General features: G+C 42.9%; 17 protein-coding genes. 12 read left to right on the top strand and 5 right to left on the bottom strand.

Features of this window, described 5'->3' with window-relative positions:
- Positions 1-118: 118 nt before the first annotated feature.
- The 3 genes from modA to AB5916_RS09735 are packed head-to-tail and all read left to right on the top strand — an operon-like array spanning position 119 to position 2657.
- Entirely contained in the window at positions 119-931 is an 813-nt protein-coding gene (modA, locus tag AB5916_RS09745; protein ID WP_368190565.1) for a molybdate ABC transporter substrate-binding protein, read from the top strand.
- Positions 900-1601, top strand: coding sequence for a molybdate ABC transporter permease subunit (modB, locus tag AB5916_RS09740; RefSeq protein ID WP_158421439.1), 702 nt, complete (start codon positions 900-902; stop codon positions 1599-1601). Before modA ends, modB begins: the two co-directional genes overlap by 32 nt.
- Positions 1602-2657, top strand: a complete 1056-nt coding sequence (locus tag AB5916_RS09735; RefSeq protein WP_173727278.1) for a sulfate/molybdate ABC transporter ATP-binding protein — start codon at positions 1602-1604, stop codon at positions 2655-2657.
- A gap of 36 nt (positions 2658-2693) precedes the next feature.
- Here the strand turns inward: AB5916_RS09735 and AB5916_RS09730 are convergent, their stop codons facing one another.
- From AB5916_RS09730 to AB5916_RS09720, 3 genes are all read right to left on the bottom strand, one after another.
- Positions 2694-3779 (bottom strand): PucR family transcriptional regulator, encoded by a 1086-nt coding sequence (locus tag AB5916_RS09730; protein ID WP_368190563.1) that lies wholly within the window; start codon positions 3777-3779, stop codon positions 2694-2696.
- A gap of 442 nt (positions 3780-4221) precedes the next feature.
- Positions 4222-5334: an ABC transporter ATP-binding protein gene (locus AB5916_RS09725; protein WP_368190562.1), complete on the bottom strand. Its 1113-nt coding sequence runs from the start codon at positions 5332-5334 to the stop codon at positions 4222-4224.
- 228 nt (positions 5335-5562) lie between these two features.
- Positions 5563-6585 (bottom strand): ABC transporter substrate-binding protein, encoded by a 1023-nt coding sequence (locus AB5916_RS09720; protein ID WP_368190561.1) that lies wholly within the window; start codon positions 6583-6585, stop codon positions 5563-5565.
- Positions 6586-6784: 199 nt separating this feature from the next.
- Between AB5916_RS09720 and AB5916_RS09715 the strand changes: the two genes are divergently transcribed.
- The 5 genes from AB5916_RS09715 (at position 6785) to AB5916_RS09695 (ending at position 11342) form a co-directional block, all read left to right on the top strand.
- Entirely contained in the window at positions 6785-7684 is a 900-nt protein-coding gene (locus AB5916_RS09715; protein WP_368190559.1) for a hypothetical protein, read from the top strand.
- A 106-nt stretch (positions 7685-7790) separates the two neighbouring features.
- Positions 7791-8645 carry a YitT family protein gene (locus AB5916_RS09710; RefSeq protein ID WP_158421445.1) on the top strand — a complete coding sequence of 285 codons (855 nt, stop codon included), beginning with the start codon at positions 7791-7793 and terminating at the stop codon, positions 8643-8645.
- A 119-nt stretch (positions 8646-8764) separates the two neighbouring features.
- Positions 8765-9883 carry a Gfo/Idh/MocA family protein gene (locus AB5916_RS09705; RefSeq protein ID WP_368190557.1) on the top strand — a complete coding sequence of 373 codons (1119 nt, stop codon included), beginning with the start codon at positions 8765-8767 and terminating at the stop codon, positions 9881-9883.
- A 73-nt stretch (positions 9884-9956) separates the two neighbouring features.
- Complete coding sequence (locus AB5916_RS09700) at positions 9957-10427, top strand: cupin domain-containing protein (RefSeq protein ID WP_368190556.1); 471 nt, start codon at positions 9957-9959, stop codon at positions 10425-10427.
- A 105-nt stretch (positions 10428-10532) separates the two neighbouring features.
- Positions 10533-11342: a Cof-type HAD-IIB family hydrolase gene (locus AB5916_RS09695; RefSeq protein ID WP_368190555.1), complete on the top strand. Its 810-nt coding sequence runs from the start codon at positions 10533-10535 to the stop codon at positions 11340-11342.
- On the opposite strand, the gene AB5916_RS09690 is transcribed toward AB5916_RS09695, so the two are convergent.
- A complete protein-coding gene (locus AB5916_RS09690; protein WP_158421449.1) occupies positions 11343-12497 on the bottom strand; it encodes a sugar MFS transporter in 1155 nt (384 codons plus the stop codon). It abuts the gene before it with no gap.
- Between the two features lie 212 nt (positions 12498-12709).
- Between AB5916_RS09690 and AB5916_RS09685 the strand changes: the two genes are divergently transcribed.
- The 4 genes from AB5916_RS09685 to malQ all read left to right on the top strand — a co-directional run bounded on the left by AB5916_RS09685 (position 12710) and on the right by malQ (position 18185).
- The gene (locus AB5916_RS09685; protein ID WP_368190553.1) at positions 12710-13708 is read left to right on the top strand and encodes an AraC family transcriptional regulator; all 999 of its coding nucleotides are present in this window, start codon (positions 12710-12712) and stop codon (positions 13706-13708) included.
- Positions 13602-15206: an alpha-amylase family glycosyl hydrolase gene (locus AB5916_RS09680; RefSeq protein WP_368190552.1), complete on the top strand. Its 1605-nt coding sequence runs from the start codon at positions 13602-13604 to the stop codon at positions 15204-15206. The genes AB5916_RS09685 and AB5916_RS09680 overlap by 107 nt, the downstream gene beginning before the upstream one ends.
- A gap of 142 nt (positions 15207-15348) precedes the next feature.
- Positions 15349-16392: a DnaJ C-terminal domain-containing protein gene (locus AB5916_RS09675; protein ID WP_368190550.1), complete on the top strand. Its 1044-nt coding sequence runs from the start codon at positions 15349-15351 to the stop codon at positions 16390-16392.
- Between the two features lie 191 nt (positions 16393-16583).
- The gene (gene malQ / locus AB5916_RS09670) at positions 16584-18185 is read left to right on the top strand and encodes a 4-alpha-glucanotransferase (protein WP_368190629.1); all 1602 of its coding nucleotides are present in this window, start codon (positions 16584-16586) and stop codon (positions 18183-18185) included.
- Between the two features lie 59 nt (positions 18186-18244).
- Here malQ and AB5916_RS09665 read toward each other — a convergent pair whose 3' ends face one another.
- Positions 18245-19324, bottom strand: coding sequence for an acyltransferase family protein (locus tag AB5916_RS09665; RefSeq protein WP_368190548.1), 1080 nt, complete (start codon positions 19322-19324; stop codon positions 18245-18247).
- Positions 19325-19455: the final 131 nt, after the last annotated feature.

Genomic DNA, 19455 nt, shown 5'->3' with positions numbered 1-19455 from the left:
TCGTTTTCTGTTTTGTTTTATGATAACACGGTCAAAATGAATTGACAAGGATTTGATAATTGTTTAAAATGAATGAAACAGAACTAAACTAAATAAAACACAACAAAGGGAGAATGACATGAGAAAAAAGATGATAGCGGCTATGTTGACAGGTGTGATGTGTATAGGTCTTATGCCGGGAAGCGTAATGGCAGCATCTGACTCTGATGAACTGAAGGGAGATGTATATGCATTTATAGCAGCCAGCCTGAGTAATTCCATGGAAGAGATCCAGAAGGATTTTGAAAAGCTTCATCCAGAGGTGTCCATTAAGTACAATGCAGACAGTTCAGGCACACTTCAGACCCAGATTGAGAGCGGAGCCCCCTGTGATCTTTTCTTTTCAGCAGCAGACAAGCAGATGAATGCACTTGTGGATGAAGAGCTTGCTGACAAGGACTCTGTTGTAGATCTTCTTGAGAATAAAGTTGTTCTGATCAAACCTAAGGACAGCGAGACTAAGGTGACAGGTTTTGAGAATATTACCCAGGCAGAGAATATTGCACTTGCAGGAGAGAATGTACCGGTAGGCCAGTACGCAAGAGAGATTTTTACTAATCTGGGTATTATGGATGATGTGGAGAAGATGGAGATTAATGAAGGCAGAAACGTAACAGAAGTGCTTACTGCTGTTAGCGAGGGAAGTAATGAAGTAGGCATTGTTTACGCTACAGATGCTGCTTCTATGGGAGATTCTGTAGAGATTATTGCAGAAGCTCCGGAAGACAGTCTGGATACACCTGTTCTTTATCCTATTGGTCTGATCAAGAACGAAAGTGCAGATGATGATGAGAAGGCAGCTGCAGAAGCATTCTATGCATACCTTCAGACTGAGGATGCACTGAAAGTTTTTGAAGAGTATGGATTTACCCCATATGTTGCAGAACATTAACTGGAGTCCATTGTGGATCTCTTTAAAAACCGGATTTGCAGCTACAGTGATTGCCTTTTTTGCAGGTGTATTCTGTGCCAGGAAGATCATGAAACTGCGTCCGGCGGCCAAAGGGATCTGGGATGGGATCCTTACAATGCCACTGGTGCTTCCCCCTACAGTTGCCGGATTCTTTTTGCTGATGCTTTTTAGTTTGCGCCGTCCTTTTGGAAAGTTTCTGATGGACAGCTTTGATATACGGATCGTTCAGAGCTGGGCCGGATGTGTGATCGCTGCGTCTGTGATCGCCTTTCCTTTGATGTACCGTAATGCAAGAGCCGCATTTGAACAGGTAGATGTAAATCTGATCTATGCAGGCCGTACCCTTGGGATGAGCGAAAGTAGGATATTCTGGAAGGTGATCATGCCTGCTGCAAGGCCCGGAATCGCTTCCGGTACGGTATTGGCTTTTGCGAGAGCTATCGGAGAATATGGTGCCACATCCATGCTGGCAGGGAATATTCTGGGAAAGACCAGGACGGTTTCAGTGGCTATTGCTGCAGAGACAGCAGCTGGCAATTACGATAAAGCAGGTTTCTGGGTAGCGATCATTCTGGTGCTTTCCTTTGTGATCGTTGCAGTGATCAATATTATTTCCGGTAAGGGAATGCAGACAAGAAGGTGGATCTAAATGGCGGTAAGTATTGACATCGAAAAAGACTTTAAAGGCTTTTCACTGCGTGTGAAGTTTGACAGCACCTGTGCCACCATGGGGATCCTGGGAGCGTCCGGAAGTGGGAAAAGTATAACGCTGCGTTGTATTGCCGGGATCGAGACACCGGACAGGGGAAGGATAGTTGTAAATGGAAGGACGATCTTCGATTCAGACCAGAAGATCAATCTGAAGCCCCAGCAGCGCAGAATCGGATATTTATTTCAGAATTATGCCCTTTTTCCAACTATGACAGTCAAAGAGAATATTGCCTGTGGATATAGAGGAAAAGATAAACAGGAACGGGATAAAAAGGTTCAGGATTATATTACAAGATATCACTTGGAAGGACTGGAGGATCATCTGCCTTCTCAGCTTTCAGGCGGACAGCAGCAGAGAGTGGCGCTTGCCAGGATGATGACAGGGGAGCCTGAGATGATTCTTCTGGATGAACCTTTTTCTGCATTGGATGGTTATTTAAAGGATGTGCTTCAGAGAGATATGCAGACATTTTTAAAGGATTATCCCGGAGATATGCTTCTTGTTACCCATAGCAGGGATGAGGCTTTTAGATTTTGTGACCAGTTGATCCTGTTAAAGGATGGGAAGACTCTCACAATAGGAAATACCCGTCAGATCTTTGAGGATCCAGGACTGATAGAAGCAGCCAGGCTTACAGGATGTAAGAATTATTCTGCTGCAGAAAGGATCGACAGCCACCATATTTTTGCAGCAGACTGGGGGATCAGCCTTCGGACCGTGCAGCAGGTACCCACTGATATTTCCTGGGTAGGGATCCGTGGGCACTGGCTCAAGCCAAGAGAAGAAGACGGCGAGAACTGCATGCCTGTGAAAGTAACAGAATACATAGAAACTACCTTTGAGCATCAGTGCCTGGTGCAGAATCCTAGGCTGAAAGATGGAGGAAGCCTGTGGTGGATGCGTCCAAAGAATTCTTTTGAAGAGGACCCAGGAAAGAATCTTCCCACATATTTATATTTGCCACCGGAACATCTGATGCTTCTGAAAAAATAAGGGACTGGTATATTGCCAGTCCTTTTTGCTTAAAGATCATTTGAGGTTTTGGGAATATTTAATATAATCTACCACCATCATGGCCAGCTTAAAGGTAAGCGCATCCTCAAAGGTGCGGATATCCAGGCCAAACTTTTTCTGGAGCTTCTCAAAACGGTAGACCAGAGTATTTCTGTGGACGTAAAGCTGTCTTGAGGTTTCAGAAAGATTCAGATTGTTTTCAAAAAAAGTGCGGATGGTAGCAAGTGTTTCGTCATCAATGGAATCCAGGGTTTCTTCCTTGAAAAATTCATCTATAAACATTTCGCAGATTTCTACAGGAAGCTGATAGATCAGACGGCCGATCCCAAGACGGTTATAGCCAAAAACATTTTTCTGGGCATAAAAGATCTTACCTACTTCCAAAGCTGTTTTGGCTTCTTTGTAAGCTGAGGGCAGGTGATGGATGTTGTCTGTCAGATTGCTGTAGGATACCCAGGCAGATGTCATGGCCTCTGTATTCAGCATATCTACCAGCATATGTGCCACACGCCGCATATCCTGGAATTCTTCAGTGGACTGCAGCTCATGGATGATAATGATCCCTGAATCATCTAAGGCAGTGATAAAATCTCTGGTACGTGCAGAGAAAATGTTGCGGATGGTAGCAAGTACATTCTCGTCTTTGTTCTGCTTTGTTTCTGCAAGGAAAATGCATCTTCTGACAGAGGTGGAGATATGCAGCTTTTTGGCTTTATTAAATGCATCGATCTCGCCGTAATTACCAAGAAGGAGATTCTGCATAAATACATTTTTGTCGCTTTTTTCGGCATATGCGGTGAGCAGGCTTTCAATCTGGCAGACAGCCAGTTCTCCAATGGTGGAGGCAGAAGGATCTGTTCCCCATAGGATCAGGATGTAGGCCAACTGCTGATTATCCATGATTTTGTACAGGGAACAGCTGGTATTGGAAAGACAAAGCGCATCGCTTTCTCGGAAATCTTCTAATTTTTTGGATGAAGGAAGCTGACGGCTGCAGGTAGTCACACATATTTTATCATCTGAATCCACCAGACAGAAATCAAGGTGGCTGATATTCTTCCAGTCATTCAGGCATTTCTGTAAAACTTGAAATACTTTCATCAGGTGTGTCCTCACTTTTTAGCGGATTGAATACAGGGTTTTGAACCTTGTGAGTATAGTATATCATAAAATAATGGATCAAAAAAGAAAAAACACAGGAATTATGGCTCATACAGTTTAGCCCGTCCAATATCCATGAATTCGCGCATGCAAGCATGGCTCATTCATGGCTGCTGTCCGGGACTTTTAAAAGTCAGCTGCTTCGCGCCTTTGGCGCTCTCACAGCTGCCCACTGTATTCGTAATCCGGGCTGTCACCCTACTTACTCATACAGTTTAGCCCGTCCAATATCCATGAATTCGCGCATGCAAGCATGGCTCATTCATGGCTACTGTCCGGGACTTTTATAGTAAAAAACGGCTGTACCTGTCTTTTCGTGAATGTCACGAACAGGTACAACCGCCTTTATCATAGGTTTATATTGATAGCTAAATCAATTGTATTAGTTGCAGATCACAAGCTCTGTCTCTTTATCGAAGAAATGAGATTTCTCCATATCAAATGCAAATTTGATAGCGTCGCCTGTCTTGGAAGTAGTACGTGGGTCAACTCGTGCTGTTACCTGTGTGCCGTTTACATCGAAGTACAGGAATACTTCAGCACCAAGAAGCTCATATACTTTAACTGTGGATGTCATTGGAGCGCTTGGAGAAGCCTCGATGAACATCTGGGAATCATGAATATCCTCTGGACGGATACCAAGTACAACAGTCTTTCCTACATAGCCACTCTCTTTAAGAACTTTAGCCTTAGCTGCTGGAATAACAACATCATTGTCACCGATCTTGGCGATCAGGTTATTACCTTTTTCTACGATCTGTGCGTCCAGGAAGTTCATCTGCGGGGATCCCATGAATCCTGCTACGAACAGGTTGCCTGGTTTCTCATACAGGTTCTGTGGTGTATCAACCTGCTGAACAACACCATCTTTCATAACTACGATTCTGGTACCAAGAGTCATAGCCTCTGTCTGGTCATGTGTTACATAGATGATTGTAGCACCCAGTCTCTGATGGATCTTGGAGATCTCGATACGCATCTGTACACGAAGTTTTGCATCCAGGTTGGAAAGAGGCTCATCCATAAGGAATACCTTAGGATTACGAACAATTGCACGACCCATAGCAACACGCTGTCTCTGTCCACCGGAAAGAGCCTTTGGTTTACGGTCAAGAAGTTTCTCAAGGTCAAGGATCCTTGCTGCTTCTTTAACTGCTTTGTCAATCTGATCCTTCGGAACTTTACGAAGCTTCAGTCCAAAAGCCATGTTATCATATACGGTCATGTGAGGATACAGAGCGTAGTTCTGGAATACCATTGCGATATCACGATCTTTAGGCTCAACGTCGTTCATAACCTTATCACCAATTTTTAATGTACCACTGGTGATCTCCTCAAGGCCTGCAATCATACGAAGAGTAGTAGATTTACCACATCCGGAAGGTCCTACAAAGATGATGAACTCTTTGTCTTCGATTTCAAGGTTAAAATCCTTAACAGCCTGAAAGCCGTTTGGATAAGTTTTGTTAATGTGCTGTAATGATAAACTTGCCATGATTCTTCCTCCAACATCCTTTGGTTTATAACTGTTTGGTATCCTCACAGTTATTTTTGTTTTTATTATTTAGTTACATGAATTTGCGTTCTTTTATAGTGATAGTATAGCGAAAACCTTTTGGAAGGGCTAGGGAAGAATCGTACAAAGTTTTTGGCGGTTTCTTGTCAATCTGACGAAAAGAAACTAATAAGGTTTCGGCAAAATGGAAAATAAAGTCAGTGTAATTTATGAAGCAGCCTTTTGGGCAAAGCTGGTAGTTACAAGATCTGTATATTCTGTACGCCTGGAAAGCTCCCCTGCATCCTGAAGGATATCCTGGAGCAGCTGAAAGCTTTCCTCATTAAAAATAAGGTTATCTTTCCAGGTATCCTGCTGATAGTATCGGGTTACGATAGCAGTTACGGTTGCAAGGTCAGTTTCCGGGAACTGAGGGGCAATCACAGTGGCAATTTCTTCTGGTGAATGGGTGCTTACATAATCCATACCTTTTTGCAGGGCATTTGTGAATTTTTGTATGGTTTTCGGATGATCTTCTAAAAAGCTGGCTTTAGCACTATAAGAGGTATATGGTACGTATCCGGAATCTGTACCAAGGGATGCTACCACATATCCGGTCCCTTCCTGCTCCAGCAAAGTAGCAGAGGGTTCAAATTCCACGGTGAAATCCGCAGAGGTATCCCCTGTGAAGGCAGCTGCTGTTGAGCCAAAATCAATACTTTGGTCTATGGTAAGATCTGTTTCCGGATCAAGACCGTTATTTTTCAGAATATATTCAAATACCATTTCCGGCATGCCACCTTTTCGGCCACCCAGAACTTTCTTTCCTTTCAGATCATTCCATGTAAAATCCGGCATTTCTTCCCTTGCCACAAGGAAATTTCCAGCCCGCTGGGTTAGCTGTGCAAAGTTCACTGCCGGATTGGTCGCACCTTCCTGGTATGCATAGATGGATGCTTCTGCTCCCATAAATCCGATATCTGCTTCACCGGAAATGACAGCAGTCATAGTCTTATCCGCACCAAATCCTGTGACAAGTGTGAGATCCAGCCCTTCTTCTTCAAAATAGCCCTCTTCAATTGCCACGTATTGCGGTGCATAAAAGATTGAATGTGCTACTTCATTTAAAGTAACCTTGCTAAGCGTTTTATCTTCTGTACTGTCTTTTTTCTTTGCTAATGCTGTTACTGGCAGTGCAGTAATAGTCATCATAACAGCAGCTGCCAGTGCGATCCATTTTAATTTTCTCATACAGATACTCCTTTTTGACTTCTGCTGTTAAGATATGCCGTAAATCTTAAATGGTGTATGCGCAGACTATTCAAGATTAAATAATGTGGACATAAAAAGAGGGCAGTGTTATAATTTTTTCTAAAAAATGTAATATATAATGTATCAGAATGTTTACGGTTGTAAGGCTTTTATCTGTAAAGGAACAGGAACAAAATTAATGAAAGAGAAAGCATATTTTCATCTGCCTGGGTTGTTTGAGTTTTATGAACTGTACCGGATGTTTTTGCCATTATTCCGGGAACACAGGGAGTACTTTTATGACTGGTGTGAAATAGGTTCCATATATGGTGCTCCATCAGACTGTATCTGGGGAGGAGGCAGGACAGGATTCGGAGAGAATGATCCTAAGGAGGTACTTGATCTGATGCAGGAATATGGAATTTCTGCCCGGCTGACCTTTAGCAATTCCCTTCTGCGCCAGGAACATCTTTTGGATAGGAAATGCAATACACTGTGCCGATTGTTTGAGAAAAACACGGAACCGCAAAATGGTGTAATCATTTATTCAGAATTGCTTCTGAAATATATTAAGAAGCATTATCCGGGATTCTATTTCGTTTCTTCCACCACCAAGGTTCTGACGGATTTTACACAGTTTGAGAAAGAAATCAGGAGAAAAGATTTTTGTTATGTAGTGCCGGACTTCCGGTTAAATAAGACTTTCGATCAGTTAAACACACTGACCCAGGCTGAGAAGAATAAAGTGGAATTTCTCTGTAATGAATGTTGTTGGTTCGCCTGCAGGAACAGAAAAGCCTGTTATGAAACAGTCAGCCGTAAAAATCTGGGCGAAAACTGCCCGGAGTATCGCTGCAAGGCACCGGAGGGAGAAAAGGGTTATTTATTTTCCAAGGCTATGAAAAATCCGGGATTTATTGGAATCGATGATATCAGAAATATTTATCTTCCAATGGGATTTTCAAATTTTAAGATAGAAGGCAGAGGGCTTGGAAGTGCCCTGATATTGGAATTTTTGCTCTATTACATGACCAAACCGGAATATCAGATACATGTCAGGGAAAAAATATATCTGGACAGTATGCTGGACTTGTTTTGAGAAACAATGTACTAACAGTAACGAAAATTACACTACACGTTTCCTTTTGTGTGTGGATATGATACAATTCATGGATGAATAATAGAGGAAAGCCGGGAATCTGATTATGAAAAAGCAATTAAATTACGTAGATATAATAAAAGAAACGGTGGTTCTCACCTGGGCGGTAGCTATCATAGCAGCTGCGGTTTATTTCTTTCTGGTGCCAAGCCATACTTCCGTCAGCAGTATTTCAGGTCTTGGAATTGTGCTGTCCAATTTTGTACCAATTCCCTTGTCTGCAATTACTATGGTTCTGAATGTGGTGCTTTTGATCATAGGTTTTATCACTTGTGGAAGAGAGTTTGGAATAAAAACGGTTTATACAAGCATTATGCTGCCTGTATTTATTGGTCTGTTTGAGAGGATATTTCCGGATATGGGTTCTATGACCGGCAGCCAGGAACTGGATGTGCTTTCCTATATCCTGGTGGTCAGTGTGGGACTTAGTATTCTTTTTAATAGAAATGCATCCTCCGGCGGGTTGGATATTGTGGCAAAGATTATGAATAAGTACCTTCATATGGAACTGGGAAAGGCAATGTCCCTGTCCGGGATGTGCGTGGCTCTTTCCGCAGCATTGGTATATGATAAGAAAACGGTTGTGCTGAGTATTCTTGGAACCTATTTTAACGGCCTTGTGCTGGATCATTTTATTTTTGACCACAATATTAAGCGAAGGGTATGTATTATCACAAAAAAAGAAGAAGAACTTCGCAGGTTCATTATTGAAGAACTGCATAGTGGAGCTACTATTTACGAATCCATAGGTGCCTACAATATGCAGAAAAGGAATGAGATCATTACTATTGTAGATAAGACAGAATATCAGAAACTGATGAATTTCATTAACAATCAGGATCCAAAAGCTTTTGTTACGGTGTACAATGTTTCGGACATGCGCTATCAGCCGAAAAAATAAAAGGGATAAGAGAACAGGGGAAGTCAAGACAGAGGATTTATAAAACGATAGATTACTGCGAACAAAGTGAACAGTAACAACTTGATAGTTGTAGATAAGATAGTAAAAGAAAGAGGCAGATGATGAAAGCAGGGATCATTGGAACAGGATTTGCAGCAGAGGTACATATGAAAGCACTTCGTGCCTGTAATGTGTCTGTTGATGTGGTAATGAGTCAGAAAGAAGAGCATGCAAAAGCATTTGCAAAAAAGTGGGGGATTCCTAAATGGGTAACTTCAGTGGAGGCGATCATGGAATCAGAGGCAGATGTGATCCATATCTGCACCCCGCCGGCTACACATGGGACTCTGGTAAAATCCGCTTTAGATGCAGGAAAACATGTATTGTGTGAAAAACCACTGAGTCTGTCACAGACAGAGGCAAAAGATCTTGCAGAACAGGCCGCAATGAGTGGAAAAATCTGTGGAATGGTACTAAATGTCCGGTATCATATGGCATGCCAGCGGGCAAAAGAACTGGTGGAGAATGGTATGATCGGACGCCCGATCCTGATCCATGGAACATATTTGCAGGAATTTGGAGCACTTCCGGCACCCTATGACTGGAGATATCATCCGGAAACCGGAGGAGAAATGCGGGCAGTTTCCGAGATCGGAACCCACTGGTTTGACATAGCAGAATATATATCAGGACAGAGGATTAAGGAAGTATCTGCCTTATTCGCATGCTATACGCCTCACCGGATTTTAAAAGACGGTATGATGTATCCAGATAAAGCTTCTGAAAAGGCGGATGAATTCGGAAGAAAAGTGCAGGCATCTGCTTCCTTGGATGGAGACAAGATAGAAGTAACATCAGAAGATGCAGCCATTATTCAGATGAAATTTGAAAATCAGGCACTGGGAAGTGTGGTACTTTCGGAAGTATCTCCTGGAAGAGGCAATCATCTTTCCCTGGAGATCACAGGAACTGACGGGAATATCTGGTGGAATGAGGAGGAAAACAATCAGTTGTTTACAGCCAGAAAGGGCAAAGGGATCCGGAAGGAGGTTTTTGCCTTTGGAAATGGATTTTCAGAAACCTTTATACAGATGTTTGAGGCTTTTTACCAGGCCGTCCAGGAAGGCAGGCCAGGGGAAACTTATCCGGATTTTGCCAGGGGAGCAAGAATCGCCAGGATCTGCCAGGGCGTGTTGGAAAGTGTTAGAACTGGCGGCGCCTGGATCAATGTAGAATAAATAGAAAAGCGTGAAAAGTAATAACATTCAGAACGAAGCAAGGATAATAGGAGCGTATATGACAGCGCAGGATGTGATTAGATTATTAGATATGGTGCCTTTGGGACAGGAAGGCGGCATGGTGAAAGAAACCTGGAAAAGTAAGAAAAAAGATCATGAGATTTCAGAGGGAAGTGCGATCTACTATCTTCTGACAGAGGATTCTTTTTCACATTTACATCGTCTCACAGGAGAAGAAGTGTATCATTTCTATATGGGAGATCCAGTGGAATTGTGTGAACTTATGCCGGATGGAAGTACAAAGCTTACAGTTCTTGGAACAGATCTTTTTAAGGGGCAGGTACCCCAGCATGTGGTCGAAGGGGGCGTATGGCAGGGATCCCGCCTGAAAGAAGGGGGAAAATGGGCGCTGCTTGGAACTACCATGTGTCCTGCATATTCTGAGAAAGAGTATGAACATGGTAACCGGGAAGAACTTTTGAAAAAGTATCCGGATGCAGCAGCATATATTCAGAAGCTCACCGGAGAAGTCAAGGATTGGTAACTATACTGCAGGCAGTATCCTGCAATTACTGTACAGTTACAAGGAGTTATAAAAATATCACCAGCTTATAAAAACAGGTAAAGGTATTACAGAAAGGTAAGGAACATGAAAGTAAAGCTACTGGCACTTGATATTGATGGCACATTGACAAACGATGAAAAGAAGATCACATCAGATACGAAAAATACACTTCTGCAGGTACAGGAAAAAGGGGTAAGGCTTATGCTCGCATCTGCCAGACCGGTTCCTGGACTTTATGAAATGGCAGAAGAACTGGAACTGTACACGCATCAGGGAATCCTGATGGCTTACAATGGAGGCAGGATCATTCTGGCATCGGATGGAAGTGTTCTGTCAGAGACTAGCATGGACAAAGAGAAAACAAAAGCAGTTCTTCGTTATCTGGAAACCTTGCCTGTAACAGTGATTCTGGATGATGGGAAGCAGTTTTATGTTACCGATGAAAAAGGGTATAAAGTGGAATTTGAATGCAGAAACAACCGGATGAGCTGTACAGAAGTTGATAACCTGTCCGATTTTCTGGACTTTGCTCCTGTGAAACTTCTTCTGGCAGTTGACCCGGAACAGATTCTTCAGATACAGCAGCAGATCGCAGCACATCTGGATGAGGATCTGACGGTTGTAAGAACAGCTGCTTTTTATCTGGAAATCATTCCAAGACAGATTGACAAAGGAAAAGGACTGAAGGATATTTGTAAGGTCCTTGGAATTTCCATTAAGGATGCTGCTGCATTTGGAGATTCGGAAAATGATATGCCCATGCTAGAAGCTGCAGGATGGGGAATTGCAATGGAGAATGCTGAAGAGGCAGTAAAAGATAAAGCAGATAAAGTTACTCTTTCCAATAATGAAGATGGGATCGCTTATGCAATCAAAAAATGGCTCCTGGACTGACTAAGTCAGTCGCAGGAGTTTTTCATGCATGAAAACCATCAGAATCAGTAAAAGCAGAAAGAACATAGGAAGCAGGGAGGTACTCAGGTTCTGGGCAATCAGTCCGAATACAGGGGGCATAAGAAGGCTTCCCATATAAGCACTTGCCATCTGTACACCGATCACTGCCTGGGATTTATCTGCTCCAAAATGATCAGGTGTGGAATGGATGATGCATGGGTAAATAGGAGCACAGCCCAGACCTATCATCAACAGTCCTGCTTGTGAGCCAAAGCCGACTGGCAGAAGCATGATAAGGATACCAGCCAGAATAATAGCCTGTCCCATACGGATCATCTGCGGGTCGGACAGCTTCATGGTGATAAAACCGCTAAGAGCACGCCCTACGGTAATGCCGATAAAGAACAACGCTGCAAGTCCTGCTGCTTTTTCAGCAGAAAAACCGCTGTGGAAAACAAGGTAGCTGCTTGCCCATAAAATGGCAGTCTGTTCAATGCCGCAATAACAGAAGAATGCGAGCATCACTTCTTTTGCACCGGAAATAGACAGTATTTTTTTCAGCGGGAGTGGTTCTGAAGAAGCTTCTTCCTGCACCTGAGCATTTCCACCCACTTTTTTCCATAAAGGAAGACTGCATACCAGAATTGCTGTCAGCATAAACTGCAGGCAGGAAATATAACGGTATCCCATGTTCCAACGCTGTCCACCGGTAAGTACATATCCCATAATATAAGGACCAAGGGATGTGCCCAGTCCCCACATACAATGCAGCCAGCTCATATGACGGCTTGCGTAATGAAGCGCAACATAGTTATTTAAGGATGCGTCTACGCTTCCTGCACCCAGTCCATAGGGGATGGCCCAGAGGCAGAGCATCCAGAAGGAACCGCTGATAGAAAAACCAAACAGTGCGGCAGCAGTGATACCTACGCTGATCGCAGTAACCCTGCCGGTTCCCAGTTTCTTGGTAAGCCGGTCACTTTGAAGACTGGAAATAATGGTGCCCATGGAAATGATCATGGAAATAATACCGGCAGAAGAAACCGGAACTCCAAATTCAAGATACATTTTAGGCCATGCAGCTCCAAGAAGGGAATCCGGAAGGCCAAGGCTGATAAAGGATAAGTAAATAACAGCCAGTAATAAATGAATCATATTGTCAACCTCCTATCATTGTGATACGATTATATCATCATAAAATCGGAAACAGTAGAAGATAATCCTCATAAATATATGATAAAATCGCCAAAAATCCATCACCAGAGATGACTTGGAATGCAGCTTGCTTTGTAACTGTGCGGGTACCGAATTGTTACGAATACCTAACGATTGTATGATCACAGAGAATCAGAAAGGAACTAAAATCTATGGCAATCCAGGAATGTATCCAGAATATCGACAGTACAGGTCAGGAACTTTTACAGCATGGATCTTATGTATTTCCTGTTGCCTGTTATCATGATGATCTGAAACAGGCAAATGTTGTCTGGCACTGGCATGAAGAACTGGAGGCTGTGGTAGTGTCAGAGGGAAATGTAATTTCGGCAGCCGGTTCCCGGAAAATTCAGGTAAAGGAAAGCTGTGGATTTTTCATTAATACAGGTGTACTGCATGGTGCCTGGAATGCTGAAAAGGGAAACTGCAGGTTCCATTCCCTTGTGTTTCATCCAAGGCTGATCGGCGGGAGAGACAGTGTTTTCTGGCAGAAATATCTGCGCCCAATACTTACAGATACATCTCTTCAGATGGTTGTTTTTGACAGTGAAGAGACATGGCATAAGGATGCCTGCGCTGCCATTGAAGAGGCATGGCAGGCAATGGTGCAGGAATATCCGGGATATGAATTTCAGGTAAGGGCTGCGTTATCAAAGCTGATATTGCTGTTGTATAACCATTGTCCACTATCTGGTCATGAGCCATCGCCTAAAATATTAAGAAACGGCGAACGGATCAAGTCTATGCTTCAGTATATACAGCAGTATTATGAAGAGCCGCTGACTATTGGGATGATCGCACAGGCGGCAATGATCAGTGAAAGTGAATGCCTCAGGTGCTTCCGTGAGACGATTGGGACAACACCTATCCGTTATCTGAAGCAGTTCCGGGTACAAAGAGCTGCAGAAATGCTGATAACTACAGAGAAAAAGATTGCAGATATTGGCGAGCTGTGTGGATTTCAGGAGATGAGTTATTTTGCTAAAAGTTTCCGTGAGATGATGGGGATAACACCCTCAGAATACAGGAAGAAGGAGAAGAAGAATGAAAAAGAAATGGATCAAGGGACTGGTGGCAGTACTTTGCATGCAGACCATGTTTATGGGAAATTCTGTGCAGGCAGCAGAAGGAACAAGCAATACCTGCTATGAGATTTTTGTGTATAGCTTCAATGACAGCAATGGGGATGGTATCGGTGATCTGAATGGTGTGTCCCATAAATTGGACTATATAAACGATGGAGACGAAAGTACACAAGAGGATCTGGGCTGTGATATGATCTGGCTTATGCCGGTGATGCCTTCCACTACCTATCATAAATATGATGTAATGGATTATATGGACATTGATCCGGAATATGGAACACTGGATGATTTTAAAAGCCTGGTTTCCAAGTGTCATGAAAGAGGAATCCAGGTGATCATAGATCTGCCGATGAACCACTCTTCCTCTAAGCATCCCTGGTTTTTGAAGGCCTCTGAATATCTACAGTCACTTCCGGAAGGACAGGAGCCGGATAGTGAAACATGTCCATATGTGGATTATTATAATTTTTCCAGGGAAAATCAGGCAGGATACAATCAGCTGGAGGGAACATCCTGGTTCTATGAGTCTAGATTCTGGAGTGAGATGCCGGATCTGAATCTGGGAAATCCATTGGTGCGGCAGGAATTTGAAAAGATTGTCCGGTTCTGGCAGGAACTGGGGGTGGATGGCTTCCGTCTGGATGCGGCAAAAGAATATTACAGCGATATGACGGATAAAAATGTGGAAGTTTTAACCTGGTTTAATCAGATGGTAAAGACTAATAAACCGGACGCATATATTGTAGCAGAAGTGTGGTCAGATATGGATACCTACGGGAAATATTATGCCAGCGGGATTGACAGTTGCTTTGATTTTGCTTTTGCCGGTAATGAGGGGATCATTGCAGATACTGTAAAGAAGATGAGCTCCTATAATGCTTCTTCTTATGGAAAGGCGCTGATTACCTTGCAGAATACCCTTGAAAAGCACGGGGAGGATCCGGTGGATGCACCATTTTATACCAATCACGATATGGCAAGAGGTGCAGGATATTATTCCGGAGAAGATAGCGAAAGCCAGACTAAGATCGCTCAGGCCATGAATCTTACCATGTCCGGACAGGCATTTTTGTACTATGGGGAAGAACTTGGGATGAAGGGAGCGGGAAAAGACGAGAATTTCCGTGCCCCAATGTACTGGAGTACAGACAAAAATGCAGAAGGCATGTGCAATGGACCGGAAGCTATGGATACAGTAAAGATGAAATATGGAAGCCTTGAAGATCAGGAAAAGGATGAAGCTTCGGTGTATCAGTATGTAAAAGCTGCGCTTCATTTGAGAGAAAAATATCCGGAGATCCAAATGGGAAAAGTGACTTTTGAAGAGGATCTTTCCAGAGACAATATCTGTACTATCCGTAAAAGCCTGGATGATTCGGAAATTCTGCTGGTATATAATATCTCAGGAGAACAGGAAGCTGTGGATCTTACAGGAGTAAGCCTGAATCAGAAAACACGGGGGAATATTTCGCTGGAGGATATACTGGTTGGGAAAGAGGTTGCTCCCACACTAAAGGAAGGTATTCTTCAGATGCCGGCATATTCTATTGCTGTCCTTAGGTGAAAAAGTTTTTATCAGTGGGAGGACAATCCAGGTCTCATGCACGTTCGACTTAAATACTGTGAAGATTATGTGAAATAAATAAAAGATGCTTGACGTACTAAAAAACGGGTGTTATATTACAAGTAGAACAGGGAGTGAGACTATGGAAACAAAGAGAGATTATTATCAGGTGCTTGGCATCAACAGAGATGCACAGGAAAGTACCATTAAGAAAGCATACAGAAAACTGGCAAAGAAGTATCATCCGGATTCAAATGCAGGGGATCCGCAGGCTGAACAGAAGTTTAAAGAGATCACAGAGGCTTATTCTGTGCTTAGCGATCCTGAAAAAAGAAAAATGTATGATCAGTATGGCCATGCTGCCTTTGATGAAGGTGCAGGCGGTGCAGGTACCGAAGGTTTTGGCGGATTTCATGGCAATTACGGCAGGAGTGGCGATGGCTACCAGGAATATCATTTTGAAGGTGGTGACATGGATGATATTCTGAAAAATATGTTCGGCGGCTTTGGGAACAGAAGCTCCCATGGATTTGGCGGCTTTGGAAGCAGTTTCGGCGGCTCATCAGATGGCTTCCATCAGGGATTTGGCACAGGCAGAGGTGGCTTCGGAGGTTTTGGAGGCAGCCGTGATGGTGCTGATCTGAATGCCGATGTGACAGTAAGCTTTGACGAGGCAGCTTTTGGCTGTGAGAAACGGATTTCATTATCGGATGCCAATGGTATAGGGAAAACACATACATTGCAGGTGAAGATCCCGGCAGGTATTGATACCGGAAAAAGCATCCGGCTTCGTGGAAAGGGGCAGCCAGGTGCAGGTGGCGGCCAGCCTGGAGATCTGATTTTGAAGATCCATGTTATGCCTAAGACCGGTTTTGAGAGAAAAGGACAGGATGTATATACAATATTGAATATCCCATTCACTACCGCTGTGTTAGGTGGAGAAGCAGTTGTGCATACTTTGTATGGTGATGTGATGTGCCGGATCAAGGAAGGCACACAGTCCGGAACGAAAATCCGTCTTAAGGGGAAAGGCATTGTATCAATGCAAGATCCCTCTGTACGGGGAGACCAGTATGCAGAGGTCAGGATCCAGGTTCCAAGGAATCTGAGCAGGGAGTCAAAAGCAAGATTGCAAGCATATGAAGACAGCATGAACCAATTTGAAAATGCCAGATATTCTGCATGAGTGAAAAAATAACATATTTCTAAAAAGTTTATTATTGACGGTGCAGTGCTTTTTATGCCAATATTAACATTGGTGTATAAGGACTGCACTTATTTTGTTTGGAGACACCAGTACAGTGACAATTAAGGCAAGTCAATATGGCGGTTACTTAATATTTGCTGTATTAGGTATTTGGAATATCTTATCTGGAAATAAGAAACAGTCCTACAGAATTTTCGAGGGAGGTAATCATGATAAATAAACGAGAGTGCGGTGTACTGCTTCCAATCAGCAGCCTGCCGTCAAAGTACGGAATCGGGTGTTTTTCAAAGAGTGCATATGATTTTGTAGATGAACTGAAAGCAGCAGGACAGTGCTGCTGGCAGATTTTGCCCCTTGGTCCGACCAGCTATGGGGATTCTCCCTATCAGTCTTTTTCCACTTTTGCAGGTAATCCTTATTTTATCAGTTTGGAAGATCTGATCCAGGAGGGTGTGCTTACAGAAAAAGAATGCAATAGTGTAGACTTTGGAAATAAAGCAGATGATATTGATTATGAAAAGCTGTATAAGGGACGGTATAAGCTCCTCCGTAAGGCATATGGCCGCAGTGATATTACCAAGAATCAAGATTTTCTGAAATTCCAGAGAGAACAGGGATATTGGTTAAAGGACTATGCACTGTTTATGGCTGTCAAGGACAGGTTTGAGGGTGCACCGTGGAGTGAGTGGGCACAGGATATCCGCCTGCGCTGGCAGAATGCGTTGGATTATTACAGACAAGAGCTTTATTATGAGATTGAATTTCAGGAGTATATGCAGTTTAAGTTCTATGAGCAGTGGGGCAAATTAAAGGCATATGCAAATAGTAGAGGGATTCGTATTATTGGAGATATCCCGATTTATGTTGCACTGGATAGTGCTGATACATGGGCAAGTCCGTGGCTGTTTAAACTGGATGAAGAAAATCAGCCTACACAGGTGGCCGGATGTCCTCCCGATGGCTTTTCTGCTACCGGACAGTTATGGGGCAATCCGCTGTATAACTGGGATGTTCACAGACAGTCAGGGTTCGACTGGTGGGTGAAACGTCTTGCTCATTGCTTTAATATGTATGACATTGTACGAATCGACCATTTCCGTGGCTTTGATGAGTATTATGCAATTCCATTTGGCGATACGACCGCACAAAATGGCTGGTGGGAAAAGGGACCTGGAATGGATCTTTTCCGTACTATTTCTTACAGACTTGGTGACAGAGATATTATTGCAGAGGATCTGGGCTTTATGACAGATACTGTAAAACAGCTGGTAGAGAACAGCGGATTACCCAATATGAAAGTGATCGAGTTTGCATTTGATGCAAGAGATACAGGAAATGCCAGCGATTATCTTCCGCATAATTATCCTAGAAACTGTGTGGTTTATACAGGTACCCATGATAATGAGACATTGAGAGGCTGGTTCCGCGATATTTCTCCGGAAGAGCGAAGACTGGTTCGTCAGTATTTGAGAAACTTCCATGATTCAGACGAAGGTATCTGCGAGGATCTGATCACACTGGTTATGAGAAGTGTGGCGAATCTTTGCATTATTCCGATGCAGGATTATCTGGGACTGGATAACAGTGCCAGGATCAATCAGCCATCTACTTTGGGCAAAAACTGGAGATGGCGTCTGAAAAAGGGACAGTTTACGAAAAAGCTGCAGAAGGAAATGCTGGATTTGGCTACCAGATACGGAAGAAGAAACTGGACAAAGACAGAAGAAGAACTGGAAGCAGAAAAACTGGAAGCAGAAAAGAATAAGAAATAAAGGTCAAGGGCTGATGCTGTATTTTTGCATCAGCCCTTTTTTAAAAAAACAGCTGTTTTTTAATGATAAACCGAATATTTTGATTTAAAGAAATCAATGACTGCAGATATGGCAAGAGATGCACAGAGTAGAACAAGGGTGATCAGCAGCCAGTTATGGAAAGAATAAATAAAGTCCGTGAAATAGTATTCAAAAATCAGCGTATGCAGAAGAAACATATTCATGGAATGCTTTCCAAGTAAAGATAAAAACGGAAAACGGAATCCCTTCAGATCTGTAAGAATAAAGAAAATACCGGAAAGGATCAACGCCAGCAATCCGTCTGTAAGATCTTCGTGACCGCATTTAAAACGGAAAGTTAGGATGACAAGGAACAAAAATGCAAAAAAAATCAGTGCCAGGCTATAAAACACAGTATCCGATTTAATGGACTTTAATTTTTTCCTTAGAGAAAACAGATATCCATAAATATTTTCACTGGCGGCCATGATCCCAAGGAGCATGGTGAAAAGGTAAGTGGTGAATGCAGTGAGAGGGATCCCTAAATATGTTAACATGGCAGCCACAACTACAGCAGATATGCCAAAATGGTCATACAGGGAGAGCAGCAAAGGCATGGCAAAGACCATCAGGATGGCTACGGACATGTACCACCAGGTTTCGTTATAGGATGGTGTTCCAAAGAAGCTGGCAAGTCCCGAGGCATCGATGATCATATAAAAGATACCTTTTAAGCCGCCTTCTTTAAAGTAAATCCCAAGTCGGTCCGCTCTTAAGAAAAAGGTAAGGATACTGATAAGGTAAACGATCAGAAAACCGAAAGCAAGCTTCTTATAGCGATGCCATACGTAACCAGTCTGCTGGTCTTTTGGCTTCTGGCGAAGAGAAATGGTGATTCCGCATGCTGACAGAAAGACAAAGATGGCTACGCATATTTTGCTTAGTGCACTTAAGGTCATTATTTTATCGATAGGGATCAATCTGGAAGAAACATGATACTTTTCAACAAGATCTGCGGAACAGCTGAAAAGATGATGGAACAGCATCAGGATGATTCCTGCTCCTTTCAGTACAAATGTTACATTTTTACTGAAAAAGACAGGGTATTCCGGATTGGATTGACTTTTTGAAGAAGACATAAAAACCTCCAATAAATAAGCGTTTATAAATTTGAAACCAGCACATTATTCTGCGAATAAGTGTACTAAGTTATGTTGCTGCAGCCACAGCCAAATGGATTATAGCATAGAAAGAAATAAAGGTCACTACT

The sequence above is a fragment of the Blautia sp. 1033sp1_1033st1_G9_1033SCRN_220408 genome (genome assembly GCF_040929965.1).
GTDB lineage: Bacteria > Bacillota > Clostridia > Lachnospirales > Lachnospiraceae > Blautia_A > Blautia_A ammoniilytica.
Note: the sequence above shows the minus strand (reverse complement) of the source record. Positions and strands in the feature narration are given on the sequence as shown.

Coding starts and splice junctions, on each gene's coding strand:
- modA (WP_368190565.1), top strand. CDS start 119: ATGAGAAAAAAGATGATAGCGGCTATGTTGACAGGTGTGATGTGTATA.
- modB (WP_158421439.1), top strand. CDS start 900: ATGGATTTACCCCATATGTTGCAGAACATTAACTGGAGTCCATTGTGG.
- AB5916_RS09735 (WP_173727278.1), top strand. CDS start 1,602: ATGGCGGTAAGTATTGACATCGAAAAAGACTTTAAAGGCTTTTCACTG.
- AB5916_RS09730 (WP_368190563.1), bottom strand. CDS start 3,779: ATGAAAGTATTTCAAGTTTTACAGAAATGCCTGAATGACTGGAAGAAT.
- AB5916_RS09725 (WP_368190562.1), bottom strand. CDS start 5,334: ATGGCAAGTTTATCATTACAGCACATTAACAAAACTTATCCAAACGGC.
- AB5916_RS09720 (WP_368190561.1), bottom strand. CDS start 6,585: ATGAGAAAATTAAAATGGATCGCACTGGCAGCTGCTGTTATGATGACT.
- AB5916_RS09715 (WP_368190559.1), top strand. CDS start 6,785: ATGAAAGAGAAAGCATATTTTCATCTGCCTGGGTTGTTTGAGTTTTAT.
- AB5916_RS09710 (WP_158421445.1), top strand. CDS start 7,791: ATGAAAAAGCAATTAAATTACGTAGATATAATAAAAGAAACGGTGGTT.
- AB5916_RS09705 (WP_368190557.1), top strand. CDS start 8,765: ATGATGAAAGCAGGGATCATTGGAACAGGATTTGCAGCAGAGGTACAT.
- AB5916_RS09695 (WP_368190555.1), top strand. CDS start 10,533: ATGAAAGTAAAGCTACTGGCACTTGATATTGATGGCACATTGACAAAC.
- AB5916_RS09690 (WP_158421449.1), bottom strand. CDS start 12,497: ATGATTCATTTATTACTGGCTGTTATTTACTTATCCTTTATCAGCCTT.
- AB5916_RS09685 (WP_368190553.1), top strand. CDS start 12,710: ATGGCAATCCAGGAATGTATCCAGAATATCGACAGTACAGGTCAGGAA.
- AB5916_RS09680 (WP_368190552.1), top strand. CDS start 13,602: ATGAAAAAGAAATGGATCAAGGGACTGGTGGCAGTACTTTGCATGCAG.
- AB5916_RS09675 (WP_368190550.1), top strand. CDS start 15,349: ATGGAAACAAAGAGAGATTATTATCAGGTGCTTGGCATCAACAGAGAT.
- AB5916_RS09665 (WP_368190548.1), bottom strand. CDS start 19,324: ATGTCTTCTTCAAAAAGTCAATCCAATCCGGAATACCCTGTCTTTTTC.